Raw genomic sequence first — 26531 nt, 5'->3', positions numbered from 1 at the left:
TAGGTTAAACAAGTTGAGAGTGGAAATTCAATCGTTACGGGGGCTGTTTATTCCTGCTATGTTTCAGTTGCAACACCACTAACTGTCGTTTTATTAATTGACATGAGCTTTTGTGACAGCGCATGTTAATTAATAAAAGAAGGATATAACAATTAAGGTGAGAAAGTGTATACAAGGAGATCAATAAGAGGATTAATAATACAATTCCAAGCTTTTTAAAACTTTCGTAAACCGAAGTACTTCCTTTATGGACCAAAAATAATTTAAGGGACAGTGTTATGGAATGGTTGCAAAAGTGAATATGTTGAAGAGGGAGGCTGAAAATGATGAAAGTATATATGAAAGTGCTTATAGTATTCCTAACTTTAACGTGTGTAGCGGCTTTAACCGCGTGTAATAACGCTGAGGAAAAGAAACAAACTAATTCAACATCAGAAAATAGTACAGAAAAAAAGAGCGATACGTCAGAAACCAGTAAAAAGAATGAGGACACCGCTCCAAAAACAGAGAAAGAACCTATGGAAAAACCAAAAGATCAAGATTCAGCAAAACCTACAGCAGATTCTAATTCGAAAAATACAGTGCTTAATCAAAAATCAATTAACCATGTAAAAGATTTATTTGAGCAAGCGAAAGAAGGTAAAGTACCTAACGTACCATATGCGGCGCATACAGGTGATATAGAAGAAATAGAGAAGGCGTGGGGGAAAGCAGATAAAACTGATCAAGCAGGGAACGGGACGTATGCAACTTTTACAAGTAAAAATGTGGCATTTGGCTTTAACAAAGGATCTCAAGTCTTTGACGTTCGCTCATATCATTCAGAACTCAAATCAATTACGTTGCAAGAAATCGAAAAGGCTTTAGGAAAACCAGCGTCTGTTAAAGTAAATGGTAATGATAAAATTTATGTTTATAAAGTAAATGACCAGTTTGAATTAAAATTCGTAATTCCAAAATCAACTGGTAAAGTACATCATATTTCTGTGTTCTCACCGGAGGATAGCATTAATAATATGGCAGGTTAAATGAAGAGCTGTTCCTATAGGGACAGCTCTTTTGCTTTTGTTCGTTCTATCGACTGAACAAAAAATGCTTGAATGATACCGCCAATTATTAATAAGAAGGCACAAATATAAAATAGAGTACTACCGCTTAATTTACTTAATAACAATGCTCCTACAAAAGGCCCGCAAGTTCTTGAAATATCCCAATGTATACCGTATATAGAAAAATATAATCCGCGTCTATGACTTGGAGCTATTTGTGAAACGAATCGTAGTAAGTGATTCAAAGCGATACTTTGCCCAATTACTAAAAAGAGCAATGTGAAGAATAATGACCATATTGTTGTGGAGTAGCCGTAGCCAATCGCAGCTAACGTATAGCAAGTATAGGAAATAACAATGATTTTAGGCATAGAAAATCGTTCAGACCATTTCACAAGGAAAATTTGAAGAAGCACTTCCATGACTGCTTTACAAGTTGAGATAAACACGAGTATGAATAAAAAATTTGGAAATACACTTTCGGCGAATATACGATAATTGGATTCGGTTTGAGCGTAGAAAAAACTAATCGGTAGCGTAGAAACCATTAGCCCAAACACAGCATAATGTTTCGAAATAAATTGTTTTGGCGGATATACTTCTTTAGTTTTATTAACGTTTTGTCTAAGTGGAACCGTTTCAGGAAGCTGCGTCCAAACGAGAATAGCATATAGCGTAAGGGCTACACCTTGCAAAATAAATAAATATTCAGGGTGACTAGTATAGAAAAAGGCACCAATTAATGGTCCGATTACAGAGCCAATCGCTCCAGTAGTATGCAGAACAGCAAATATTTCTGCCTGTTGTTCTTCCTTCGTTAAGTCAGCGATTTGAGCGCGCTGTGCCGGAATATATAAAGAGCGGCCAATACCATTTACGACATACAATAAGGCGAAAAAGGCGACTGATTCAGCAAGAACGAACCCGCTAACGGCGAAAGCTTGTAAAACTAATCCGAGTAACATTATTTTCTTTCGGCCGTATTTATCTGTTACACCCCCAGCGATTAATGTAAACACAATATCAGCGAGAGGCTGTAATCCGAAAAGAAGCATTGTAACTATGACATTACCATTTAAAGCTTTATTAACATGAACAATAAAAATGATAGCTAACATTGCTTCAGTCGTTCGGACTAACAATTCACCGAACAATCGAATGAGAATAGGCTTATTATAACGTTTTAAAAGATACTTCATTTTTATTTCCTCCTTTCTATATTGAAATGATAAGATGGAAGCTAGAAATGAAAAAGGGTAGAATGAAAGAGGAAGATTTTTCATCTTTTAGGGGGCTTTTTATGACTATTTTGGAGCAATATATGCACCTTTGGCTCCAGTATGGAAAAGGGAGAGCAGAGGACGAAAGATTAGAAATAACAATACAAAATATATCTGAAACTTTATTTTGTACAGAGCGAAATAGTAAATTAATCATAAAAAAATTAGAAGAATTAAATTGGATTATGTGGTTTCCAGGCCGAGGGAGAGGGAATCGTTCAAAGTTGTTATTTCAAAAACATCCACTTTCTTTAATTTTAGAAAGAGGAAAAGAAATAACGAAACAAGGGGATGTAAAAAGCGGGAGTGCATTTATTGAAAGGTATAGCTCATATTTTCCATCACTTCAAACTCAATTTCGAACTTGGATAGATTCGATATTCGGTTATCAAGTTGAGAGGACGTCTCAAGGAAGAAAAGATGTGCTACGTTTGCAAGTGCAAATGAATCTAGATATTGCATTAGACCCTGTATACGCTACGATGCGTTCGGAATGTCATATGGTAAAACATATATACGACACATTAGTGTATGTAGACGGAAATACAAACAGTGTAGAGCCAAGACTTGCGTTTTATTGGGAATATGATGACCAGAAATATATATGGACCTTCTACTTACGAAAAGGTGTTCAATTTCATAATAAAAAAGAACTAACCGCTTATGATGTTGAACAGACATTTAAACGATTCTTGAAAGCGAAAAATAATCCACATGCTTGGATGTTACAGCACGTTGAAAGTTTACATATTCTTGATGACTATATTGTGCAGATTCGTTTATCTACAGATAATAAGTTGTTTTTACATGCTTTAAGTACAGAACAGTGTTCGATTGTAAATGAAGATGAAGACGGGAAGTTAATCGGTACTGGACCGTTTCGGTTATGTGAAAAGAATGAGGATGTATTCGTATTAGAGGCAAATGATTTATATTTTCGCGAGCGACCTTTTCTCGACCGAATTGAATTATGGAATGTAGAGAACAGAGTTAATACGTGCGATATATTAGCGAAAGCACGTTATAAAAATATAGAAAACCATCATAAAGAAGTATCTAGACTTGAGTCGAATGTAACTTACAGTACGTTAAATACTGCAAAAGAAGGACCTATGCAAAATGTGATGTTTCGTAGAGCTTTATATACAATTATTCATGGTAATAAAATTGTTGAAGAATTACAGGGAGAGCGCGGAGAAGTAGCGGATGAATTAGTACTCACAAAGAACGGTACAATTCAAATTAACAGGGATATACATACACTTATTAAATGCAGCTCTTACCGTAATGAAACACTGCGATTATATACATTTACAGGGCAAGATCACGTTGAAGATGCGCATTGGATACAAAAAGAATGTGCAAAATACGGAATTAAAATTGATATTGAGTTTCTTGAACAAGAAGAGTTATTGCAAATGAGTACGATACAAAAGGCTGACATAATGCACGATAGTGCGACAATTAGCGAACGGATAGAAGATAGTTTACTATATATGTTTCTTACAAAAAACAGCTTTATTCATCAGCATAGCAATATAAACTTTAACGAAGTATTGCAGCCTTATTTTACAGAAAATCAATTAGAGAAACGGGTGACACTGTTACGCGATATTGAGGGCACACTGTTACGTGAAATACATATCATTCCTTTATATCGTAATAAACAGCGAGTAAGTTCACACGAAAAAATACAAAATGTAATGATTAATTCACAAGGCTGGATTGATTATTACGATATATGGTTTAAAGCTTGATATATAAAGGTTCTTATGCATTTTGATGAAATGCGTAAGAACCTTTTTTCATATAAAAAGGAGGTTTGTTTTACACATTGTTACGCTACTTATTATAAAAGTCCGTTTACAGTGTAACAGTGTTATGTTACATTGTTATCAGGAAGGAGTGTTATACAGTTGAGTACAGATTTAATTTCAAAAAAAGATTTATTAGAACTAACTGGTATTTCATACGGACAGTTATATAGGTGGAAGAGAAAAAATTTAATACCGGAAGATTGGTTTGTACGGAAGTCAACGTTCACAGGCCAGGAAACATTTTTTCCGAAAGAAAAGATATTAGAACGTATTGATAAAATCCAAACGATGAAAGAGGATTTATCACTTGATGAATTAGCAAATATGTTTTCACCGAGCGTGACAGAAATTCTTTTAACAAAGGATGATTTGTTACGTAAGGGTATTGCATCAGAACCAGTTTTACAATTTTTTATAGAACAAACGAATAAAACGGCAGAGTTTCAATTTGCAGATATTCTTTACGTGTATATGTTAGAAGAACTTCTTCAATCAGGAGACGTTAGTTTAGAAGAGGGGAAAATGGTCTTACAAGTATTAAGTGAAAATTACGAAGCGATTAAGCATAAAAATTGTGACGTAATTATCGTTCGAAAGTTAGGGATTTCTACATGTTTCTTAGTTTCAAATGTGGATGATTTAATTTTTGAAAAGGGAACAAAAATTGTTTTACGTGAAGCAATTACGAAATATACCGAAGCATTAAAAACTAAACTGTTGTAGTGGAGGAGAAATCATGCGTACAGAAAATTTAATTATAAACGGTTACGGTACATCGAATGGCGGGGAGTTTCACAAAGTACAGCTAAACGGAAAAGGTACTGTTAATGGAAACGTTGAATGTGAGCAATTTGAATGTAATGGTTACGGTGCAGTTACTGGTGATTTGAAAAGTAGTAATGCAAGAATTAGCGGATCGGGTAAAGTTGATGGTACAGTTAGCGCAGAAATGATGCGAATCGATGGGAAAGCGACAATTACACAAGATGTAAAGGCGAACAGTTTAAAAATTGCAGGAAAAGGTACGATAGGTGGAAATGTCACCGGTGAAGAATTTAAAATCAATGGCCAAGCGACGATTGATGGTAATTGCGAGGTTGATGTTTTTTCTTCAGAGGGACAGTTTACGGTAGGTGGTTTATTAAGCGCAGATGAAATTAATATTAATATTCACGGTACATGTAGAGCGAAAGAAATTGGCGGTCAAACAATTAAAGTAAGACATAGATTGAGTACTTTTAGTAAACTTTTTAAAACAGTATTTGGCCTGCAGTTAGAGGCTGAATTGTTAGAAGGTGACAATATCGATATTGATTATGCTCACATTAAAACGGTAAGAGGAAACAATGTTACAGTAGGACCGAACTGTGAGATTGATCTTATTGAATATACAGGTGTACTTAATGTTGATAAAAACGCAAGTGTGAAAGAAATTAAGCAGGTTTAAAGGAAGGGAGCAATCGATATGGAAAATCAACATAGTCTTACTGTTAATGGATCAGGTAGCTCGGCAGGTGGAGATTATAATAAAGTGAAGATTCGCGGCGAAGGAACAATCTCTAATAATATGAGTTGTAATGATTTTAAAACGTATGGTACGAGTGAAGTACGTGGCAATATGAAAGCGAAAAATTATGTCGTGTATGGAGATAGTGAAGTACAGGGGAATATGGAGGCGGAATATGTAAAAGTATATGGCAATGCCCAAGTACAAGGTGACGGACAAATTAATAAAACAAAAGTTAGAGGTATGATAGAATTTAAAGGGAAGCTATCCGGTGATTTCGTAGATGTGAAAGGCGCTTTAAATGTGAAGGGAGATATAGAAGTAGAGGAATTATTACTAACTGGTGGTCTTGAAAGTGATGGTTTGCTTAATGCTGAAAATATTGAAATCTCACTTCGTTATGAAGGAAGTAAAGTGAGAGAAATCGGTGGGAAAAAGATTACAGTACGTAAAAAAGCGAGATTTATTCCTTTTACAAGTCATGCAGGAAGCCTTCAAACATCAATTATTGAGGGGGATGATATTTATTTAGAACATACAATAGCAGACGTAGTAAGAGGAAATCATGTTATGATTGGCCCTGGCTGTGAAATTAGTGTTGTAGAATATCATACTAGTTTTAACCAAAAAGGGAATTCAGTCGTAAAAGAAAACAAACAAATATAAGTAGCATGAGGGAGAGCAAGAAATATGGTTGAGAAGAATAATAAACTCGGCTTCGTTGTTGCCGGTTTATTGCTAGGTATCTTAATGGCATCAATGGATAATACCATTGTCGTAACAGCGATGGGAACGATTGTTGGTGACTTAGGAGGCCTTGAAAACTTTGTATAGGTCGTTTCTGCCTATATGGTCGCAGAAATGGCAGGTATGCCGATTTTCGGTAAACTATCAGATATGTATGGTAGAAAGAGATTTTTTATTTTCGGTTTAATCGTCTTTATGATTGGTTCGGCACTTTGTGGTACTGCTGAAAATATTACACAGTTAGGCATTTATCGTGCCATTCAAGGTATTGGCGGCGGGGCATTAGTGCCGATCGCGTTTACTATCGTGTTTGATATTTTCCCTCCAGAAAAGCGCGGGAAAATGGGTGGTTTATTCGGAGCAGTATTTGGTTTATCAAGTATTTTCGGGCCACTACTGGGCGCATATATTACGGATTATATTAGCTGGCACTGGGTGTTTTATATTAACTTACCACTTGGAATTTTAGCACTTATTTTTATTACATTATTTTATAAAGAGTCACGAGTTCATAGAGAACAAAAGATTGATTGGTTTGGCGCAATTACTTTAGTTGGTGCAGTAATTTGTTTAATGTTCGCCTTAGAATTAGGCGGACAAAAGTATGATTGGGATTCTAGCTTTATTTTAAGTTTATTTGCTGGGTTCGCTATTTTAGTAATTGCTTTTATTGTTATTGAACGAAAAGTAGAAGAACCAATCATTTCATTTGAGCTGTTTAAACAACGTCTATTCGGAATGAGTACAATTATTGCCTTATGTTACGGGGCGGCATTTATGTCAGCAACTGTGTACATTCCGTTATTTATTCAAGGTGTATACGGCGGGACTGCAACAAACTCAGGATTATTGTTATTACCAATGATGTTAGGATCAGTAGTTACAGCGCAGTTAGGTGGATTTTTAACATCAAAACTTAGCTACCGAAACATTATGATTATTTCTGCTGTAATTATGCTAATCGGATTATTCTTATTAAGTACATTAACGCCAGAAACAAGTCGTATATTATTAACAATTTATATGGTTATTATCGGCTTTGGAGTTGGTTTCTCATTCTCTGTACTAAGTATGGCTGCTATTCATAACTTCGGTATGGAGCAACGCGGTTCTGCGACTTCAACGAGTAACTTCATTCGTTCATTAGGTATGACACTTGGTATTACAATCTTCGGAATGATTCAAAGAACTGGTTTCCAGGATCAATTAGAAGAAGCGTTTAAAGGTATGAGCGGGGGAATGAATACAAACGCTTTAGGAGATTCAAGAGCTATTCTATCAGAATCGGCAAGATCTCAAATTCCGCCGCAAATATTAGATAAAATTATTGAAGCTCTTTCTAGTTCAATCGTTCAGACATTTATGTGGGCGTTAGTCCCAGCAAGTTTAGCGTTCGTATTCATTTTCTTTATGGGAAATGAGCGCATGGTATATAAGAAAGAACAAAACAAGGTGAAAAGTGAAACATCAAAAGCGTAAAGAAAAAGCTCCTTTCAATTTTGAAAGGAGCTTTTTCTTATGTACGGAGTCGAATTAGCCTTCGATAATTTCGTATTCTTCGTCTGCTAATAATAAAATGTGTGTTTTCTTACCTTTGTTTTGAACTTCAATTACATCATATGTACCTAAGTCTCTTAGCTTGCTTTGAGAAGCGTTAACCATAACTTCCATAGAATCAATTAAGATATCTTCTTCAACGTATGATTCAGGTAATGCCATATCTTCAGTATCTAATACACATGTATATAGATTTTGTAAGTTCTCAGCAGTTGGGTTTTGTTCCTCAACATCAATAATGTTTTTTACTGCTTCCATATTTTCTTCTTTTACTTGATATACTTTAATTTTAGTCATTGTTTTAATCTCCTTTATAACGTAATCTTAGAGGCTGCAATTCATCCCGCAATAACGAGCAGTAGACTCCCGCCTCAAGGTGAAGAAGCAAATGATGAGGACGGCAGGAGATAACTGCCCGTAAGAGCCCGATTGGTGAGGGCTAACCATTAGTAGGAGATAAAGCTCCCCGCTAATAGAAGTTTCACTTTATTATAACGCTTTTTTGTTGAAAGATGAAATTGTTATATGCATTTATAGTGAAAAATATATTTTATTACTTATTTGAGGAACGATTAGTTTCTTAATTTGACAGGCATATGTCTGTATACTTATCTAGACTAATATTAGAGTTATATTGTCCAAGCTTTTCTTACATACCTTTCATATTATATTTATTAGGTAAAACATATAGGAAAGGAATGGAGAATCAGTGGATTGTGAGCCGAAACGTGATTGTGGGTGTTGTCAAAATAGTATATGTGAATTTTTGAAAAGTTTAAATCCTTATTCTAGAGTTGAGAGTATCGTAATAGACGGAAACGAAATAGTTGTATCCTATTTTATTTCATTTAACGAGATAAAAGGTATAGTGTCGTTTGCACAAGAAGACAGCGAGGTAATATTTGTAGATTGTTCAAGAATTGATGCGATTCGAATAGGGAAAGTTTGTAGTTGTAAAACGAAAGTTAAATTTATTGAAGAGGAATTCAGTTTACTTGGAAATGTTTGTCCACATTGTTTAACTGAGGGAAGTACACTATTCTTCGATTTTAATAATCCTGAATTAAGTTTATCTTTACAGACAACAACGATTGATCCACCCAGATGTATTGAATTTGTAGATGAGCTTGGGAATGTAGTAAAGCAAATTACTATAGTAGGTGAAGCGATTGTTTCTAAAGATTTCGTTCCGGTACCTGAACTGTTAGATTTTCGATTAATCTTATCGGATACAGCTGGGAATCCTTTGAAATTCGGATTACTATTTATTAATTTCCCTGATATTACGTTTATCATTCTTTTCGCATCAAGGGGATACCTCAATATAACGAACTGTTTAAAAATAGAGAGTGGAACAGGTAATGTCGAAATAGAAGAGATGAAAAAAGAGATTATTAACGACAGTAGTATGATGTACAATTCAATTATTAAGTTAACTAAACTATATATAAATGGTGAGACGGAATCTTATACTTCTAAGAAGGAGGTATAACGTATCTATTTCAATTAATTCTCATACACTATACTATGCTATGTATGAGAGTTGTTACATAAAATATATTAATCGATTAAATGTATCTTGGATCCCATCGCTCTAATTCTTTAAATTTTTACTGAAACTGAGTAAAGTTTGCAGAAAGTAGGAATATTAATTCTAAATTAATGAGTAGATAAGTATGTAGCATTTTTTTATAGGAAAATCATTTCAATAGAATTAGATGTTATAATAAATTTGCATTTACGTATAATTTATAATTATTTGATATTTGAAGGTTGAGTTTCATAGACATTTACTTAGATAATAAATAAGTGTGTATAAAAATACTAATAAAAGTTAACTCATGAAAATGTTGAGCCTAGTTGATTTTAAAGAAAGCGGGAATGTAAATGATATATGAAGCAAATATACATACAAGAAAAAAATTAATTTCTATGTTCGAGGATTTTAATAATGTTGTTCTACTTTCTTATTTACAAGGACATATGGGCATCGCTTGGGTGAACAATCTTGAAAACCCGACAGTAGCACAGATTACGGTAGGAATTTTCACATTTTACGCTGGGGATCCAAATGCGAAAGAGACAGAAGAGTTATTACGTAACATCCCTGAAAGAATTTTGGTAATCGTAAATAGTGATGAATGGAAAAAGCGTTTAGAAACATTCCACGAAATAAAAATAGATAAGTTTTTACGGTATAAATTCAAACGGAATCCAGAATTGTTTAATCATACAAAATTACAATCTTTTATATCGGCACTTCCAAAAGGATATGAATTAAGACAGATAGATGAGCATATCGCGAATAACCCATCATTACACAAGGTTTCTGAAGATTTTATAAGCCAATTCCGTTCAATAGATGATTATGTAAATCGAGGTATAGGTTATTGTATTTTGTATAATGGAGAAGTTGTATGTGGTGCATCATCATATAGTATTTATGATGATGGTATTGAAATTGAAGTTGCTACTGACCCGAATCATAGAAAAAAGGGATTGGCAACTGTAGTTAGTGCAGCGTTAATATTGGATTGTTTAGAAAATGGGAAATATCCAAACTGGGATGCAGCGAATAGCACTTCTGCTAAACTAGCTGAAAAGTTAGGATATGTTTTTGATAAAGCGTATGATACTTATTTTGTAAACAATAGGTGAATGAACGGGAGCGTGTACGGATTGTAAAAGGTCATAAGACTAGTAAATTAACGTTTAGTAGTCTTATTTTTTATAATTGCAAACAAAAACTAAACTATCCAAAGATAAAAAGGCATTAAAAGAGATGTTAATAAATGAAATTAAGGGAAAAGAATGACGACAAGATTGGTTTCCTAAGAAGAGTTGATAAATTCTAGTGAAAAATTTGGGTATAAAAACCGACTTTTTTTAGTCGGTTTTTATTTTTTCAACAGTAGAGTGATACCAATATTGATTTTACTATTGAATATAATTAACACATCAGTTCCTACTTCCACGATGAGGGTTCAGAAATTCTCTTTTTATATAGGTAGATACATATAAAGGCTCAATATATTTAGTTATATTTGTTTAACTAGCAAAAAAATTTCTATTTTTTTGTAAATGATAAAAGTGACTATGATACAAACCCACGCATTAATAGAATAGATACATATACAGTATAGAGAGTTAAAAACTCCAAAATATTGTATAAAGGAGCTTATAAAATATGAGCGAACAATGCCCAATTAATGTACCATGTCAGGTAGATGGACAAACTCAAACACCATTAAGTGATGCAGCTGCAACACCAATTCTTACTCCAGGAGCACCGATTGTAAAAATACCAGTTGTATTAGCAGAAAGAACAATTCAAATTGTTGTAGAGTCCGATATCTATTTAGATCCTCCAGCAGTTGAAATTAAACGTATTTTAAAAAATGCATTTTTAACACAATGTAAGTTAGTTCCTGTAGCATTTACTCCAGTAGAAGGTACAAATTACCGCCGAGTTACAAGAGCAAAATTATTTGTACAAGGATATATTCGTAAAAATATTGAATATGCAAATGATGAGTGTAATGGAGTGCTATATGACCGTATTGCAAATGTTCCATTTTCTGGTTTTGCAGATTTAACAGCAGCAGATTTTCTATCACAAGCTTTAGTAGCTGCTTCTTCAGATACTACTTCTCACTTTATTAATCCTAAAAATGGTGATATACCACGTTTAGACAAATACTTCTTCGAAAATACAGTTTTTTATAACGAACAACCATATTGTGAATTAGTAAGCGCTCAATTTTTTGAATTAGACTTTTCACCTTGTCCAACAGACCTAAACGAACCATTTGATACTCTTCGTGAAAAAATTGTACTAGATCTTACTTTAAAAGTTTTACAAGTACAACAAGTACAAGTATAAAACTAAAAAAGCATTGTCTTTAATAAAAAGACAATGTCTTTTTTATTATTATAAAACATATATAATGATGAAATGGTTGCGTACAAAAAACATATTTTTATGAATTTCATCAGATGGGGGGATGGTGATGAATAAGCCATGGATTGGTAAGGGAATATGGAACAAAGTTTATAAAGGGAAAATGCTGAATGGTCAAGATGATTCAAGCAAAACAAGAGAAAAGAAGAACAGTGAAGAAACAGAATCAAAAAAAGAAGATACAGCAATTAAATCAGAGAAAGAAAGTGAAGAAACAGAATCAGAGAAAGAAGGTATAGCAATTGGATTAGAGAAGGAAAGTGAAGAAACAGAATCAGAAAAAGAAGGTATAGCAATTAAATCAGAGAAAAAAAGGAAAGAAACAGAGTCAAAAAAAGAAGAAGAAGCAATTGAATTAGAGAAAGAAAGTGAAGAAACAAAATCAAAAAAAGAAGAGGTAATTGAATTAGAGAAAGAAAGTGAAGAAACAGAATCAGAAAAAGAAGATAAAGCAATTAAATCAGAGAAAAAAAGGAAAGAAACAGAGTCAAAAAAAGAAGAAGAAGCAATCGAATTAGAGAAAGAAAGTGAAGAAACAGAATCAGAAAAAGAAGCAATTGAATTAGAGAAAGAAAGTGAAGAAACAGAATCAGAAAAAGAAGATAAAGCAATTAAATCAGAGAAAAAAAGGAAAGAAACAGAATCAAAAAAAGAAGAAGAAGCAATTGAATTAGAGAAAGAAAGTGAAGAAACAGAATCAGAAAAAGAAGATAAAGCAATTAAATCAGAGAAAGAAAGGAAAGAAACAGAGTCAAAAAAAGAAGAAGAAGCAATTAAATTAGAGAAAGAAAGTAAAGAGACAGAGTCAGAAAAAGAAGATAAAGCGAATGGATTAGAGGAAGAAGAGGTGAAAATTGAATCAGAAAAAGAAGATGAAGAAACCGATTCAGAGAAAGAAGAAATATTAATTGAATCAAAGAAAGAAAGTGAAGAGATTGAATCAGAAAAAGAAGAAGTAGTAAATGAATCAAAGAAAGAAAGTATAGATTTAGGATCAAAAATAGAAACTTCAGTTCGTTCAATAATAGTGAAAACTCCATTTTCTATTATTTCGGATGTGACTAGTTTTATAAAATTTCCTAATATTAATGTAAAAAAACAAGAAGCATTTGTATTTCGTAATGAAAAAGATGCTAGGGGTCGTGAACTGGATGCTAAGTTATTAACTACAGTGCAACATTATCATGGAGAAGTTAATTGTAATTTAGTTTCTTCAAATCTTCATGAAAAGAGAGTGCTTTTAGAATTTTCTAATCAAAAAGTAAAAGGGAATATGGAAGAGAATTGGATAGGCACATCTTCGTGGATTCCTATCCACGGTATAATATTAGAGAAGGAAGATGAAGCAGACGTAAATAATTATATAACTGGGAAACTACCAATAGAAATAGGGAGATATAAAGGTGAAATTAGCTTACAAGAAAAGGTGGTATTTAAAGAAAAAGTTATAGGAATAAAAGAGGTATCACAGGAAATTATTTTGACCAAAAAAGAATTCTTATTGCCAAAAATAATAAAGAAAGGACATAATCCATCTATAATTGAAAAAGGGAGCTTATTTGTAGAGGGCTATATATTTCAATGTATTGAATTTATTTTAGAACAAAGTACATCTCATGATAAGCTCTATCAGTTAATGCAAAATATTGTATTGGAATTGACTATTCAATTATTGCAAGAACAGGAAGTTCGTGTGCGGATTACATAAATAATCATATCTCCATCGATTAGCTAAAAATTTCTTCAGGAGTATGTAATAGAGAAATTTAAAAATAGTGCTAGCAAGTTTGCAAACGAGCTAGCTAATAAGGCGTGGGAAAAGATGTGAACTATAACTGATGGATCGATTGAAAATACTAGTTATTAAGATAGATGAAACGGATAAATCTTTGTTAAAACATGAGGTGTAATACAATGTGTATCCCCTTTAATTATAGAAAACTCACAACTTAAAAAGTAATACATGTTTATCATAAGTTTTTAAACACCAATTATATTTTTTTAGAATAATTGGATGGACAACCTCTTGCGTAGTATCGACTTCAGTAAAACCGTATTTTTTATAAAAGTTTTTTAATTCCTCGAAAGGGAGACAAAATACATTTTGAATATGTAATTCCTTCGCTGTTTGTACTAAAAATAAAACGAGTTCTCCGGCTAATTGTAAGCCTCTAAATTTAGGAAGTATGAAAATACCACCCATTTCAATAGTATCTTCATCAATTTGAACTAAACGACCTACACCTGCAAACTCGCCGTTGTATGTAATAATCGCAACTTTATCCCGTTTTAAATCACTTGGTACAAATCCTATTGATTCGTATTGATTATTAATCCATTCTAAATCTTTAGAAGTAGCTAGTTGAATACTCATAAGTAACCCCCTTTGGAAAAGTATTAATATTCTCATTATATATAGCTCAATAACTAGTGAAAAGAGGATAAATCAAAATCATTTTTCTTAGCAGTTCAAGTTTGGAGGAAGAGTGCATACAATATAAAGTACTTTCCCTTTCTTCATTCTTGTTTTACGTATATAATTTAAAAGTAATATTTTTATTTTATTTTTATATATTTATAACAGAATAGAGGTTTAAAAATGAGTGTTAAAATCATTACGGATAGTGCGGCGGATTTACCGGTAGAATTGCTGCAAGCATATGATATAGATTTAATTCCACTCCGTGTATATGATGAAGCAGAAACAGAGTATTTAGATGGGGTTACATTAAAATCAGTTACATTACTGCAAAAAATGAGAGAAGGCGCAGTTTATAAAACGTCATTGCCTTCACTTGAAACATTCCAAGAAAAATTTGTTTCCTATGCAAAGGAAGGTAACCCTTGTATATATTTAGCCTTTTCATCTGAATTGTCTGGTACATATCAATCGTCAGTTCTCATTAAAGAAGAAGTGAAAGAAACATACACTGATTTAAATTTAGAAATTATTGATACAAAATGTGCCTCACTCGGTCAAGGTATTGTCGTATTAGAAGCTGCCAAAATGGCAAAAGAGGGCGCGTCAAAAGAAGAAATCTTAAACCGTGTCGCTTTTTTAATGGAGCATATGGAGCATATCTTCACTGTAGCTGATTTACAGTACCTTGTAAGAGGTGGCCGTTTAAGTAAAGTAGCTGGTTTCATCGGTGGTTTGCTAAATATTAAGCCAATTCTAAATGTGGATGAAGGAAAACTTGTACCACTTGAAAAGGTAAGAGGGAAAAAGAAAGTATTAAGCCGAATTGTTGATATTATGGAAGAGCGTGGGAAAGACCTTAAAGGTCAAACAATCGGTATGACACACGGCGACGACTTAGAAACAGCCGAAGCATTAAAGGCATTAATTACTGAAAGATTCGGCTGTGAAGTATTTATCGTAAATATAATTGGAGCAGCAATCGGAGCACATACAGGACCTGGTGCGTTAACATTGTTCTTCTTAAATGAAGTAGAGTAAAGGATTGATCTTTTGATCAATCCTTTTTTAATTCTAATATAAATGTTTTATGCGAATGAAAAATATGTAATTATTTATTAACTTTCTCTTTAAAAGGTATGAAGGTAGATAGGAAAGTAGTGACGGCGAGTGCAAAGCTGATTCTTTCAGCATGATCAATTACTAAGTCATTGTTCCACTGATAAAGGAAAGAAGCTATTATTAAAAGTAAAACGGCTCCTCCAACATATCTTACTATTTTTCGTGCTGATTCATTTTTAAGTCTTACAATCATGGTTATCATCCTTTCTTTTTTTGTAAATTATTCGATAAACTAACTTATAGGATATGGTATTTATAATTCGTCTATTAAGTTCATTTAATTTATTTTTGGTTTACAATCGGTGCCTTCTATGTACTAGGCAAGCTTAAGCAAACATGCTATCTAAATTAAGAATGATAGTTTACATTTAGTTAAATCCTTTTTATTAAGTTTATCGTAATTCAAGTATATGGCGCTGTCTTTGTTAATAACAAGTAGTAAAATTGTATGAAAAAAATAGCCGGAAAAACCGATTTTTTACCATTTAATTTAACAAGAAGTATAGAAATAATCAAAGTATGAATGTACAATTTAAATAATCGATACATTTTTTTACATATGTGAGAATGCCCATTTTATATAGTATGAAAGATTAAGAAATACATAATGACTTAATTAGTAAAAAGCATGAAATGGTTAAATAGGGAGAGTAGAGAGATGGAAATTGGGGAACGTATTCGGCAAGTTCGTATGCATAAAGGATTAACACAGGGGGAGCTCGTATCAGAAATATGCTCAGTAACCTATTTAAGTAGAATTGAGAGTGGGAAAATAAAACCATCATCTTCTTTTTTAAAGAAAGTTTCTAAGAAGCTGGATGTTGATGGCGATTATCTCATAGAAGGTAATCACGAGGAGATAAAGCTTACTATTCTTGAAATATGTAATAAATATAAAAAAGATAAAAGTATAACTGAAGCTGAATTATCCTCATTAGAATTATATGTTCGTGAAGTGGATTCAATCCCTTTATTATTAAAGGTATATGGTGTACTTATATACTATCATGCCCGACAAAAAAACTTGTTATATGTGAAGTCGCTTGTAGATCAAGCTTCGCAAATGATACCAAGTCAGGTCGAAATGCAAGATACTGAGGATTATATTTATTACTTAAGAGCTCGAGGTCTTTATTTTTCTAATAAAGGGGAATATTTCACAGCATATGGAGTTTACAAAAAGATAGAAAATATGCTGGAACCAGAAGAGACCGAGTTGCATGCGGATACGTATTACAATATAAGTATGGTAAGTCAGCATCTTAATAAAGACCTAAGTGTTAGTCGCATATACGCAAAAAAAGCATATGAATTGTATAAAAAGTTTAATATAGAGCAACATAAAATTTATGCGTTAATACTTCTTGTGATGCAATATAACAAAGATAAACAGTATGAACAAGCATTTGAAACTTTGAAACGAGTAGAAAATGAATCAAAGGTGGAAAATGATTCATTAAACTTATGTTATGTAAAATATAATTACGGAAAAATTTATCAAGCATTAAAAGATTATAAAAATGCAATAAAATGTTACGAAGAAAACTTGATTCTTTGTGAGTATTTACCAAACAAAGCAGATAAAGTATATACAATCCGGAATTTAATAGAGATTTATATGGAATTAAAAGATTGGAAAAAAGTAACTAAATTTATAGATGAGGCATTTGAAATTTTATCAATTTTCGATGTACCTTATGCACATGTTCAACTTTATGGGTTTAAAGCAGAAAAGTATAAAATATGGGCAGATTATAATGGATATGAGAAGAATATGAAACAAGCAATTGAGATGGGGATAGAAAAACAGCAATATAGCTTGGTTGCTGAATTAGCTTTTAAATTTGGGGATTATTATTATGAGAATCGTTCCTATAAATTATCTGCTAAATATTATAAAATATCAGCTGAAAATAAAATGGATTAAAACAGGGTTTCAGTAATATGTTTTCTCAGATTATTAATTAAAAGAGGTTCCCACGCATTAATGGTACTGTATGGGAAGGAATCACAAAATACGAATTCCGTATGTGAAGCAAAATAAAAAAGAAAAAGCCAATGTCCTTATCATATGGGAATTGGCTTTTGTTTATCTGTATTATAGAAACTGACCAACTGGAAAATCAAGATTAATAGTAGTATGGCGCAGCATTGATTTATGAGATTTCGCTTTCTTTGAAAACAAACGCATTAAAACAGCAACTTCTAAGGATGCACTAGATAAAGCATTTTCATCTTCTCTACCAATAAGTACTACATCTTGTATAACAGGCCAAGAGCCAGCACGATTATAAAAGGGAGCTAAAGACGGTTTACATGTAAATATACCGAAATCTATATCGCTTTGTTTTTCAATCCATTCGGTAGCGACAGTAACTGTATGTAAACCTAAACCTTGACCATGATAATCTGGATCAATCGCTACACAACTCAGTCCGGCTATATTAAATGGTTGTCCCTTATGATGGATAGTTTTGCGCACTACACCTGCATAGCTGACTAGCTTTTCATCTATATAGGAATAAAATGAGTGTACATTAAATTCTTTAAGATGTGTTTCAGGAATTTTCCCCTTAGGCAGGGAATCGGAATCTGGCCAAACCCGCTGTAGCATTACAGCAATTTCGCGTCGTAATGCATCAGATGCTTGATTGTAGTCGGTTGATTGCACAATATTAGTTGTCATAAGTTATTCTCTCACTTTCTACTATGTTTAAATTATATATATCGGTAAAGTTAGCGTTTTTAGATTGTTAAGTTTATATTTGTATGATTATATATTTAAGTATAATCTTTGGCAATATCCTCATAATCTTAAAATATATATTCATGTGATTCTTTTTGATAAGTGCCGAAAATGACGTTTGAAATATTAACTGTAGCTTGATAGGCATACACGTCTGCAGGGTCAGACATATTGATAAATGTAAGGGTAGGGGCCAATCAAAATATTGAGGGTTAGTAAAATCTCTAGAATAGCTTCCGTCGAAGTGACTTCGTGCTCATCACGTGCGGCAGTAGTGAAGCCATCCGCCCTATATTATTGGGGGAACAGGGCGGAAGGAGATTACGATATTGCTGTAGGGTTCCAGACGGACTTGTACATTCGCCCCAGCGCGTCACGGCATTTAAAATAGTGGAGCTTCTACCTGATCTGACGGCTGTATTATAGGTCACGACTAGTGGAAGAATCGGATCAGTAGGGATATATTGATTGAGATTCGCGACATGATAGATTGTTCTCGGTATGATGGTCGCAGACAGCGTAATGCCATCTCTAGTGACACCAGTTAGCGTCGTCCCGTTAAATGAGGTGAGTTTGTACGTAAGCGTTCGATGGTGTTTCATATTTGTTCCTCCTTTATAGTAGATTTAATTTATTTTATACTTGTCCAACAAATCAGTGTGGACACTTACACCATTTTATAAGTATTTGAAACTTAAAAAGAGCACTTCATAAAAGTGCTCTCATGACGATGTCCATTTCATAAATAAATACAAAATATCATATGTAATTAGTATTTATTGAGCTTGCTTTTTCCAAATGAAAAAGCAGTTAGTAAAAACTAATATTAGTCTGAATATTCAGGTGTGTTGAAATTTAAATAATTCATATATAATTATGTAGGGAGTAAAGTGTTGTAACTATTTGTAAAAATAAGAGGCTACTCAAATTAAGCCACATTTACTATTAGTAGGTTTAGGTTCACTTAAACAAGAACAGTTTATCTATGAAAATTTACAAGATTTGAATGTTCCTCTATCAATTGGTGTCGAAGGAATGATTGATATTTTATCTGGCACTGTAAAAAGAGCACTAAAAATGATGAGAGATACAGGGACAGAATGGTTATATAGATTGATCTCACAGCCGAAAAGAATAAAAAGACAACTCGTACTTCCAAAGTTTTTAATATCGGTTATGGGGGAGAGGATTAAAGGGGTTACAAATTGATAAAGGGGACTACATACATGAACAGAATCGGCATTATCGGAGCAATTAGTCACTGAATATGCACCTTATTGTACAGAAATGGAAGGAGCAGCAATTGGACATATTGCTTAGATAAATGACATACCGTTTCTCGTTTTGAGATGTATTTCTGACAGTGCAGATGATTCAGCGCAGGTTTCATATGATGATTTCGTGAAAACCGCAGCGAATTATTGTTCAGAAATTATTGTTGAGATGCTTAAAAGTAAATCGAGTAAAACTGTATTGTAGTTTATACGTAAAGAATGGGAGAGAAAGTTATGTTACAAGCACTAATTTTCGATATGGATGGAACTTTATTTCAAACAGACAAAATTTTAGAGTTATCACTGGATGATACATTTGATCATTTACGGTCACGACATTTATGGGATGCGGTAACGCCTATTGATAAATACCGTGAAATTATGGGTGTACCTTTACCGAAAGTTTGGGAAGCTTTGTTACCGAATCATTCTCATGAAGTAAGAGAACAAACGGATGCATATTTTTTAGAAAGATTAATTGAAAACATAAAGAGTGGGAAAGGCGCTTTATATCCGAATGTAAAAGAAGTTTTTAGTTATTTAAAAGAAAGTGGTTGCTCAATTTACATAGCTAGTAATGGTTTAATAGATTATTTAAAAGCAATCATAAATCATTATGATTTAGATCAATGGGTTACTGAAACGTTTAGTATCGAACAAATTCAATCGCTTAATAAAGGTGACTTAGTAAAAAATATTTTGATGAAATATGATATAAAAGAGACAGCGGTTGTTGGCGATCGTTTATCTGATATTAACGCAGCAAAAGATAATGGTTTGATTGCGATCGGATGTAATTTTGATTTTGCACAAGAAGATGAACTTGCTCATGCAGATTTAGTAATAGATGATTTAATGGAGTTGAAGGGCATATTACCAGAATTGAAGAATATTTACATAATAAATTGAATAAGTTCACAGTCAAATGAATGCTCAGGGTTATATGTTCTTGGGCATTTTTATTTTTCAAAAAGATACATTTAGATAGAGGAAGTGGGGTATTTAGCTGGAAAATATACAAATTAAGCAGATTGAAGATTTGTTTAAATATGAGATCAATCATCTTGTCGAAGAAAGTACAGAAGAAGGATTTAACTTCCTAATAAAATTAATAAATGAATATGAAAGTAAAAGAAATACATTTAGTAAAACAGGCGAATGTTTATATGGAATTTTTCGAGAGGATAAGTTAATTAGTATTGGAGGATTAAATCAAGATCCAAATACGAAAGGTTTAAAGATTGGCCGATTAAGAAGGTTTTATATTTCAAAGGATTATCGGCGCATCGGATTAGGGAAGTTGTTATTAAAGCAACTATTAAGACATGCGGAAAAGTATTTTCACGTTGTGGTTCTACATACGGATACGAAGCAAGGTGATGAGTTTTATTGCGCAAATGGATTTGTAAAAGGAGAATCTTATAAAGGTTCAAGTCACTTTATAAGATTGTAGAAAGGTCCCATACTCATGTACGGAACCTTTCTTAAGCAATTACATCTTAACATTCATTTGTTTCAATAATCCCTTCGGATCACCTTTTACATAATAAAAATGCGGATTATTCTCATCGTCGTAAAGCATAATATAAGGTTTTTCATTAAGTGGAAGAAGGATGAGTACTTCATCGATTGTTGTATGTAACCATTGATTTGTAATAGAAACAGGCTTAGATAAAGGGATTTTTATCATATGTCCATCTTTCGGAACGACATTTAAGTTTTTGAATGGACCGGTAATTGATTTTGCAAATTGAACTGCTTCTTTTTGAATAGCCGCATCTAAAGATTGTTTTTGGACTACCATTTCTTTTTTGCAATCAAATACTTCAATTTGTTTATTTGTATTTGCGAGCGCATTTGTTGATAATAAAAAGAAAAGCAAAGTAATGACTCCTATTTTTTTGAACATGAAACAACACCTCACACTTACTATACCCTCAAATGTTGTAAATATTTTTCTGTCACATTCATGTAACAAAGAAGTTGTATGATAAAATTGATATTTGTTTATAGGTAATGGAGGAAATGTAATGAAAGTATTAATCGCAGATGATGAACAAGATATGCTGAAAATTTTAAAAGCGTATTTTGAAAAAGAAGGCTTCGAAGTTTTATTAGCGAAGGATGGAGAAGAAGCACTTCAAATATTTTATGATGAGAAAATTGACTTAGCTATTTTAGATTGGATGATGCCGAAAAATAGTGGTATTACTGTCTGTCAGGAAATAAAAAAGAATTCAAGTGTGAAAGTATTAATGCTTACTGCGAAAAGTGAAAGTGAAGATGAATTAGTAGCTCTTCAAAGCGGGGCAGATGAGTATGTAAAAAAACCATTTCATCCAGGAGTGCTAATAACCCGAGCGAAAAAGCTTGTGCAGCATGAAGATGTTATTCAAGTTCAAGATTTAAAAATAGATTTCACCAAAAATAAAGTATATAAAAATGCGAAAGAATTAGACATTACAAAGACAGAATTACAATTAATAAAGTGCTTTTTAAATCATAAAGGCACGATTTTAACGCGGAAAAAGTTGTTAGATATCGTCTGGGGATTTGATTATTTTGGGGAAGAGCGAACGGTTGATACGCATGTAAGAAGATTACGTAAAAAAATAGGAGAAAATATTATAAAGACACATCGCGGTTTAGGATACAGTTTGGAGGAAGAGTGTGAATAAACTCGGTAAAAAGTTATTTTTCAGCATCTCTGTAACAGTCATCCTTATTTATACGGTCTCTTTATTATTAATTAACTATTTTTTACCAAAATATAATGTGCACAAAACACGCGAAAGCTTAGAAGGCATTACAGCGCAAATCCAGTCAATACCGCGTAAAGAATTGGATGATGCTATAAATCGTATTGAAAATGAAGGTAATGTTACGATTGCTTATACATCAATAAATAGTTCAGAAGATGCTATTAATGAAGAATTACGCATGCAACTTACAAAAAAGAGAGTTGCATTGAATAAACTTTGGATTACAAAAGAAGAAATTACGAAAGTGAAGAACCTCGGACAATCGAATAAAATATATGATCAAGAAAAGATAAAATCTAGTTTTTTTGCGAAATACATTGCGAAAGATGATATGTTGATTTTAGTAGGAGTTTCTATCGCACATTCCAATGAAGTAATTAAAACGCTTAACTCATTTTATTTATACATTTTGGGATTCTCACTATTTCTTATTATTGTACTCGTCTGGATTTTTTCAAAAACAATCACTACACCACTGAATGAATTGAGTGATGTCGCAGAAGATATTTCACGTCTGAAATTTAAACGGACGAAAGTTAAAACGAATGATGAAATAGGTGATTTAGCAAATAGTATTAACATCATGAGTGATAAATTACATGAAGCACATCAAGATTTAACAGATCGAAATGACCACTTAAAACGATTTATGGGCGATGTAACTCATGAATTAAAAACACCAATCGCATTAGTAAAAGCATATTCTATGGGAATAAAAGATGGTTTAGATGATGGCACATATGTTGATACAATCATTAAACAAACAGATCAAATTTCAAATTTAATTGAAGAGTTATTGCGATTTTCTAAACTAGAAAGAGATATTTTACAAAAAGAAGAATTCCCTATTGAACCACTAGTCCAAAGTATAATAGATAAGCATAAAATTGAACTGGATTCGAAAGAAATCAAGTTGCAAGTGAACTATAATGCTGGTGACGCGATTGTTTATGCTGATTTAAATAAAATGAGAATGGTCTTTCAAAATTTAATCTCTAATGCGATAAAATATACAACGAATCAAAATATAAAAATCACATTAGAAGAGAAAAATGACGTTGTGTATTTTCAAATTCAAAATGGTATTGCTGCTGAGGGCGTTAAAGAGATAGATAAAATTTGGGAACCTTTTTACGTATTAGAATCTTCTCGTAGTAAAGAGAAATCAGGTACTGGATTAGGACTAGCGATTGTAAAAAGTATTTTAGAAAGACATGGATTTGAATACGGGGTTTCGGTAGTAGATGGGGAAATACAATTTTATATGTATATAGAAAGGAACTAATTGTTATTAGTTCCTTTTCTTTTATATAAAAAGATTTGATAGTTCTACAAATTTCTCAACTTTTTATAAAAAATAAACTGAATTTTCTGTATTTTTGATGTATAGTAAGAGAAGGAACATATGGGGAGGGAAGGGTATGAAGAAAAAGAAATTAGCAATTACACTTTCAGCTATAGTATCTTTAACAATTACTTCAGGGGTTTCTAGTATAACTGCACATGCGGAAAATAAGGAAGGGAGCTTCGTAAAAGAGAATGATGTTAAGTTAAATGGACAAGTTTCAGAAGCTTTAACTCCAAATACGAAAATTCAATTGGAAAATGGGATGACGAAACCAATCTATTCACTTGATGAAGCCATTGTAGAAAATCTATTTGTAGAGACAGAAGTTGATAGTGATCGAGATGGTAAAAAAGATCGTGTATCAGTAAAGGTTATGCGTCCAAAGACGAATCCAGATGTGAAAGTTCCTGTTATTTATGAAATGAGTCCATATCGATCTGGATTAAAAGATGTTCCTGTTTATAATGTTGATGAAGAATTGTATGCGTATGAAGGAAAACCGTATGGGGCAGTTAATCTTGGTTCATACGGCAATTATTATGTTCCGAGAGGATATGCAGTTATTTTAGGTGAAAGTATCGGAACTGGAAAATCAGATGGATGTCCGACAACTGGAGATGAACAAGAAATACTAGGGACGAAGTCTGTCATTGATTGGGTAAATGGTCGGGCAAAAGCATATACAGAGGATGGTAAGGAAGTAAATGCAAATTGGTCTACGGGCAATGTAGGAATGACAGGAGTTTCTTATAATGGTACGTTACCGAATGCTGTCGCAACGACTGGAGTTGAAGGGTTAAAAACAATTATTCCAATCGCAGCGATTAGTAGTTGGTATGATTATTATCGTGCAAATGGAGCAGTAATTGCGCCAGGAGGTTATCAAGGAGAAGATACAGATAATATGGCTGAAGCAGTACTAACAAGAAAGAATCCTGAAGTTTGCGGGCAGGTTATTAAAGAACTAACAGCTGGACAAGATCGTAAAACAGGCGATTATAACGACTTTTGGGATAAACGTAACTATGTAAAAGATGTAAAAAATGTGAAAGCAAGTGTATTTGTAGTTCATGGGCTAAATGATTGGAATGTAAAAACGAAGCAATTTTCACAGTGGTGGGAAGCTCTTGGCGAAAATAATGTTCCTCGTAAAATGTGGTTACATCAAGGTGGACACGGCGGAACATCAAGTAATAACTGGCAACAAACGCAAAATAAATGGTTCGATTATTGGTTATATGGGATTGAAAATGGAATTATGGCTGAACCGATGGTAGATGTACAACGTGAAAATAAATCGTGGCAAAAAATAAAAAATTGGCCAGATCCAGCGGCTGTACCATCAAAAGTCCGTATGTATTTAAGTAATAAAGCAATCAATTTGCCATTAAGTATGGGATCAGTAAACAATGTTTTCTCATTAGTAGATGATGCTAAAATAAAGTCAAATCAACTAGTAGAAAACCCTGAGTTAGAAATAGCGAATCGATTAGTATATACAATGCCTGTACTGCAAAAAGATATGCGAATAAGTGGTACGCCTAAGATTTCAATAACAGGAAATATTGATCGATCTGTTTCAAATTTAACAGCTTTACTCGTTGATTACGGCGGAGCGAAGCCTGAAATTGTAACGAGAGGTTGGATGGATCCGCAAAACTTAAATAGTATAGAAAATTCAACAGCGATTCAACCTGGTAAAGATTATACATTTACATGGGACATGCAGCCAGATGATTACGTATTTAAAGCAGGACATCAAATGGGGGTCGTTTTAATCGCAAGTGACTACGATTATACAATTAGACCGAAAGCAGGAACAAAGCTTACGGTGAAATTGAGTGAAGTAACATTGCCGATTGTGAAATAAATGGTTTTTGATGAAGAGCTTACTATAGTAAGCTCTTTGATTATAATCAGAATTTTCAAGTTTTATATGTTCAATCGCTAGGAAATATTATACAATGTAAATATATTATATAGAAAGCGAGTGATATATTATGACAGTCAGCTCTTTCGAATTCTCATTAAAATTTGAGGTACGGAAAGATTAAGTAAATTAAAATCTTCCGTACACATAAAACGGAGGAGAAAATAAATGTTTAGTTTTTATAGTACACTTTGTACAGAACTTTATGATTACACAAAACCTGTCGGTTACTCTTTGAATGGTGATATTGAATATTATCAAGACCGTTTAAAAGGTTGTAAAGGAAGAATTCTCGAAGCGGCAGTCGGATCAGGACGTGTCATTATTCCATTTCTTGAAGCAGGTTTTAAAATGGATGGGATAGATTATTCACCTGAAATGCTAGATTCTTGCCGGAAGCGTTGTAAAGAAAGAGGTTTACATCCTAATTTATATGAAGGAAGTTTACAACAATTTTCACTGCCACATAAATATGAGGCAATTATCATTCCTACTGGATCCTTTTGTTTAATTGAAAATCGTGATGATTCTATAAACGCTTTGAAATGTTTTTATGAACATCTTAATCCAGGTGGGCGTTTAATTGTAGATCTTGGGCTTCCATATGACTGGAAGACGGGTGAAATTCATACATCGACTTTTTCTTTGCCGAGCGGGGACGGGATTACATTAGAAAATAAATCAATTGAAATAGATTGGCTTAACCAAGTAACTGTATCATATTTAAAATATGAAAAATGGAGTAAAGGACAGTTAGTGCAAACAGAACTACAACGTTTTGCAATGCGTTGGTACGGAATAGAAGAGTTTAGACTCCTTTTAGAAAGTATAGGTTTCTCTAACATTACTTGTTCTGCTGACTATGTTTATGAAAAAGCACCGTCAAATGCAGACCAAATTATTACTTTTGAAGCTGTACGAAACGAATAATGTAGGAAATATTCATGAAAATAAGGCAATCGACATAACATCGACTGCCTTATTTTTAATTTTAGGATATGTTTTATGTAAT

At 33.0% G+C, this 26531-nt stretch carries 23 protein-coding genes and 4 pseudogenes; 21 read left to right on the top strand and 6 right to left on the bottom strand.

Annotation, left to right across the window (positions count from 1 at the left end; translation table 11 throughout):
- The first annotated feature begins 323 nt into the window (after positions 1-323).
- Positions 324-1028 (top strand): YjgB family protein, encoded by a 705-nt coding sequence (locus MHB76_RS13810; RefSeq protein WP_078174324.1) that lies wholly within the window; start codon positions 324-326, stop codon positions 1026-1028.
- Positions 1029-1042: 14 nt separating this feature from the next.
- Here MHB76_RS13810 and MHB76_RS13805 read toward each other — a convergent pair whose 3' ends face one another.
- Positions 1043-2248 (bottom strand): MDR family MFS transporter, encoded by a 1206-nt coding sequence (locus tag MHB76_RS13805; RefSeq protein WP_078174325.1) that lies wholly within the window; start codon positions 2246-2248, stop codon positions 1043-1045.
- A 62-nt stretch (positions 2249-2310) separates the two neighbouring features.
- Here MHB76_RS13805 and MHB76_RS13800 point away from each other — a divergent pair, with 62 nt between their 5' ends.
- From MHB76_RS13800 to MHB76_RS13780, 5 genes and pseudogenes are all read left to right on the top strand, one after another.
- Positions 2311-4086 (top strand): ABC transporter substrate-binding protein, encoded by a 1776-nt coding sequence (locus MHB76_RS13800; RefSeq protein WP_078174331.1) that lies wholly within the window; start codon positions 2311-2313, stop codon positions 4084-4086.
- 159 nt (positions 4087-4245) lie between these two features.
- A complete protein-coding gene (locus MHB76_RS13795; protein ID WP_002161451.1) occupies positions 4246-4869 on the top strand; it encodes a YhbD family protein in 624 nt (207 codons plus the stop codon).
- Positions 4870-4882: 13 nt separating this feature from the next.
- Positions 4883-5593 (top strand): polymer-forming cytoskeletal protein, encoded by a 711-nt coding sequence (locus tag MHB76_RS13790; RefSeq protein WP_002110399.1) that lies wholly within the window; start codon positions 4883-4885, stop codon positions 5591-5593.
- A gap of 18 nt (positions 5594-5611) precedes the next feature.
- The gene (locus tag MHB76_RS13785) at positions 5612-6319 is read left to right on the top strand and encodes a polymer-forming cytoskeletal protein (protein WP_078174326.1); all 708 of its coding nucleotides are present in this window, start codon (positions 5612-5614) and stop codon (positions 6317-6319) included.
- 24 nt (positions 6320-6343) lie between these two features.
- Positions 6344-7879 (top strand): annotated as a pseudogene (locus tag MHB76_RS13780) (MDR family MFS transporter).
- 54 nt (positions 7880-7933) lie between these two features.
- Here the strand turns inward: MHB76_RS13780 and MHB76_RS13775 are convergent.
- Positions 7934-8254, bottom strand: coding sequence for a hypothetical protein (locus MHB76_RS13775; protein ID WP_002110396.1), 321 nt, complete (start codon positions 8252-8254; stop codon positions 7934-7936).
- A 412-nt stretch (positions 8255-8666) separates the two neighbouring features.
- On the opposite strand from MHB76_RS13775, the gene MHB76_RS13770 reads away from it, so the two are divergent.
- The 5 genes and pseudogenes from MHB76_RS13770 (at position 8667) to MHB76_RS13755 (ending at position 13626) form a co-directional block, all read left to right on the top strand.
- Complete coding sequence (locus MHB76_RS13770) at positions 8667-9449, top strand: BC_2878 family exosporium-associated protein (RefSeq protein ID WP_002161453.1); 783 nt, start codon at positions 8667-8669, stop codon at positions 9447-9449.
- A 395-nt stretch (positions 9450-9844) separates the two neighbouring features.
- Positions 9845-10615, top strand: a complete 771-nt coding sequence (locus tag MHB76_RS13765) for a GNAT family N-acetyltransferase (protein ID WP_002161454.1) — start codon at positions 9845-9847, stop codon at positions 10613-10615.
- 529 nt (positions 10616-11144) lie between these two features.
- Positions 11145-11840, top strand: coding sequence for a CsxC family protein (locus MHB76_RS13760; RefSeq protein ID WP_199709118.1), 696 nt, complete (start codon positions 11145-11147; stop codon positions 11838-11840).
- A 127-nt stretch (positions 11841-11967) separates the two neighbouring features.
- Positions 11968-12417, top strand: a pseudogene (locus MHB76_RS26320) (BC_2427 family protein); the annotation flags it as partial.
- Positions 12418-12474: 57 nt separating this feature from the next.
- Positions 12475-13626 carry a BC_2427 family protein gene (locus tag MHB76_RS13755; RefSeq protein ID WP_445661359.1) on the top strand — a complete coding sequence of 384 codons (1152 nt, stop codon included), beginning with the start codon at positions 12475-12477 and terminating at the stop codon, positions 13624-13626.
- A gap of 234 nt (positions 13627-13860) precedes the next feature.
- Here the strand turns inward: MHB76_RS13755 and MHB76_RS13750 are convergent, their stop codons facing one another.
- A complete protein-coding gene (locus tag MHB76_RS13750) occupies positions 13861-14292 on the bottom strand; it encodes a GNAT family N-acetyltransferase (protein WP_078174657.1) in 432 nt (143 codons plus the stop codon).
- Between the two features lie 225 nt (positions 14293-14517).
- On the opposite strand from MHB76_RS13750, the gene MHB76_RS13745 reads away from it, so the two are divergent.
- Positions 14518-15378 carry a DegV family protein gene (locus tag MHB76_RS13745; protein WP_078174658.1) on the top strand — a complete coding sequence of 287 codons (861 nt, stop codon included), beginning with the start codon at positions 14518-14520 and terminating at the stop codon, positions 15376-15378.
- Between the two features lie 70 nt (positions 15379-15448).
- Here MHB76_RS13745 and MHB76_RS13740 read toward each other — a convergent pair whose 3' ends face one another.
- Positions 15449-15652, bottom strand: coding sequence for a hypothetical protein (locus MHB76_RS13740; protein ID WP_340986840.1), 204 nt, complete (start codon positions 15650-15652; stop codon positions 15449-15451).
- Positions 15653-16117: 465 nt separating this feature from the next.
- On the opposite strand from MHB76_RS13740, the gene MHB76_RS13735 reads away from it, so the two are divergent.
- A complete protein-coding gene (locus MHB76_RS13735; RefSeq protein ID WP_002161460.1) occupies positions 16118-17386 on the top strand; it encodes a helix-turn-helix domain-containing protein in 1269 nt (422 codons plus the stop codon).
- 171 nt (positions 17387-17557) lie between these two features.
- On the opposite strand, the gene MHB76_RS13730 is transcribed toward MHB76_RS13735, so the two are convergent.
- The gene (locus MHB76_RS13730; protein WP_002161461.1) at positions 17558-18145 is read right to left on the bottom strand and encodes a GNAT family N-acetyltransferase; all 588 of its coding nucleotides are present in this window, start codon (positions 18143-18145) and stop codon (positions 17558-17560) included.
- Positions 18146-19129: 984 nt separating this feature from the next.
- On the opposite strand from MHB76_RS13730, the pseudogene MHB76_RS13725 reads away from it, so the two are divergent.
- From MHB76_RS13725 to MHB76_RS13710, 4 genes and pseudogenes are all read left to right on the top strand, one after another.
- Positions 19130-19414, top strand: a pseudogene (locus MHB76_RS13725) (WecB/TagA/CpsF family glycosyltransferase); the annotation flags it as partial.
- 24 nt (positions 19415-19438) lie between these two features.
- Positions 19439-19684: pseudogene (locus tag MHB76_RS13720) on the top strand (phosphorylase family protein); the annotation flags it as partial.
- A 29-nt stretch (positions 19685-19713) separates the two neighbouring features.
- Positions 19714-20388: an HAD family hydrolase gene (locus MHB76_RS13715; protein ID WP_199709120.1), complete on the top strand. Its 675-nt coding sequence runs from the start codon at positions 19714-19716 to the stop codon at positions 20386-20388.
- A gap of 130 nt (positions 20389-20518) precedes the next feature.
- The gene (locus MHB76_RS13710) at positions 20519-20932 is read left to right on the top strand and encodes a GNAT family N-acetyltransferase (RefSeq protein ID WP_002161464.1); all 414 of its coding nucleotides are present in this window, start codon (positions 20519-20521) and stop codon (positions 20930-20932) included.
- Between the two features lie 39 nt (positions 20933-20971).
- Here the strand turns inward: MHB76_RS13710 and MHB76_RS13705 are convergent, their stop codons facing one another.
- Positions 20972-21388 carry a hypothetical protein gene (locus MHB76_RS13705; RefSeq protein WP_078174662.1) on the bottom strand — a complete coding sequence of 139 codons (417 nt, stop codon included), beginning with the start codon at positions 21386-21388 and terminating at the stop codon, positions 20972-20974.
- A gap of 121 nt (positions 21389-21509) precedes the next feature.
- Here MHB76_RS13705 and MHB76_RS13700 point away from each other — a divergent pair, with 121 nt between their 5' ends.
- The 4 genes from MHB76_RS13700 (at position 21510) to MHB76_RS13685 (ending at position 26449) form a co-directional block, all read left to right on the top strand.
- On the top strand, positions 21510-22157 hold the full coding sequence (locus MHB76_RS13700; protein ID WP_002110372.1) for a response regulator transcription factor: 648 nt from the start codon (positions 21510-21512) through the stop codon (positions 22155-22157).
- Positions 22150-23526: a sensor histidine kinase gene (locus MHB76_RS13695; protein WP_002161466.1), complete on the top strand. Its 1377-nt coding sequence runs from the start codon at positions 22150-22152 to the stop codon at positions 23524-23526. Before MHB76_RS13700 ends, MHB76_RS13695 begins: the two co-directional genes overlap by 8 nt.
- A 136-nt stretch (positions 23527-23662) precedes the next feature.
- Positions 23663-25459 carry a Xaa-Pro dipeptidyl-peptidase gene (locus tag MHB76_RS13690; protein WP_002161467.1) on the top strand — a complete coding sequence of 599 codons (1797 nt, stop codon included), beginning with the start codon at positions 23663-23665 and terminating at the stop codon, positions 25457-25459.
- 228 nt (positions 25460-25687) lie between these two features.
- Positions 25688-26449, top strand: a complete 762-nt coding sequence (locus tag MHB76_RS13685) for a class I SAM-dependent methyltransferase (RefSeq protein WP_002161468.1) — start codon at positions 25688-25690, stop codon at positions 26447-26449.
- The last annotated feature ends 82 nt before the right edge of the window (positions 26450-26531 follow it).

Source organism: Bacillus sp. FSL M7-1345, assembly GCF_038006985.1.
In the GTDB taxonomy this organism is placed as follows: Bacteria; Bacillota; Bacilli; order Bacillales; family Bacillaceae_G; genus Bacillus_A; species Bacillus_A cereus_U.
Note: the sequence above shows the minus strand (reverse complement) of the source record. Positions and strands in the feature narration are given on the sequence as shown.

Coding starts and splice junctions, on each gene's coding strand:
- MHB76_RS13810 (WP_078174324.1), top strand. CDS start 324: ATGATGAAAGTATATATGAAAGTGCTTATAGTATTCCTAACTTTAACG.
- MHB76_RS13805 (WP_078174325.1), bottom strand. CDS start 2,248: ATGAAGTATCTTTTAAAACGTTATAATAAGCCTATTCTCATTCGATTG.
- MHB76_RS13800 (WP_078174331.1), top strand. CDS start 2,311: ATGAAAGAGGAAGATTTTTCATCTTTTAGGGGGCTTTTTATGACTATT.
- MHB76_RS13790 (WP_002110399.1), top strand. CDS start 4,883: ATGCGTACAGAAAATTTAATTATAAACGGTTACGGTACATCGAATGGC.
- MHB76_RS13785 (WP_078174326.1), top strand. CDS start 5,612: ATGGAAAATCAACATAGTCTTACTGTTAATGGATCAGGTAGCTCGGCA.
- MHB76_RS13775 (WP_002110396.1), bottom strand. CDS start 8,254: ATGACTAAAATTAAAGTATATCAAGTAAAAGAAGAAAATATGGAAGCA.
- MHB76_RS13765 (WP_002161454.1), top strand. CDS start 9,845: ATGATATATGAAGCAAATATACATACAAGAAAAAAATTAATTTCTATG.
- MHB76_RS13760 (WP_199709118.1), top strand. CDS start 11,145: ATGAGCGAACAATGCCCAATTAATGTACCATGTCAGGTAGATGGACAA.
- MHB76_RS13750 (WP_078174657.1), bottom strand. CDS start 14,292: ATGAGTATTCAACTAGCTACTTCTAAAGATTTAGAATGGATTAATAAT.
- MHB76_RS13745 (WP_078174658.1), top strand. CDS start 14,518: ATGAGTGTTAAAATCATTACGGATAGTGCGGCGGATTTACCGGTAGAA.
- MHB76_RS13740 (WP_340986840.1), bottom strand. CDS start 15,652: ATGATTGTAAGACTTAAAAATGAATCAGCACGAAAAATAGTAAGATAT.
- MHB76_RS13735 (WP_002161460.1), top strand. CDS start 16,118: ATGGAAATTGGGGAACGTATTCGGCAAGTTCGTATGCATAAAGGATTA.
- MHB76_RS13730 (WP_002161461.1), bottom strand. CDS start 18,145: ATGACAACTAATATTGTGCAATCAACCGACTACAATCAAGCATCTGAT.
- MHB76_RS13715 (WP_199709120.1), top strand. CDS start 19,714: ATGTTACAAGCACTAATTTTCGATATGGATGGAACTTTATTTCAAACA.
- MHB76_RS13705 (WP_078174662.1), bottom strand. CDS start 21,388: ATGTTCAAAAAAATAGGAGTCATTACTTTGCTTTTCTTTTTATTATCA.
- MHB76_RS13700 (WP_002110372.1), top strand. CDS start 21,510: ATGAAAGTATTAATCGCAGATGATGAACAAGATATGCTGAAAATTTTA.
- MHB76_RS13690 (WP_002161467.1), top strand. CDS start 23,663: ATGAAGAAAAAGAAATTAGCAATTACACTTTCAGCTATAGTATCTTTA.
- MHB76_RS13685 (WP_002161468.1), top strand. CDS start 25,688: ATGTTTAGTTTTTATAGTACACTTTGTACAGAACTTTATGATTACACA.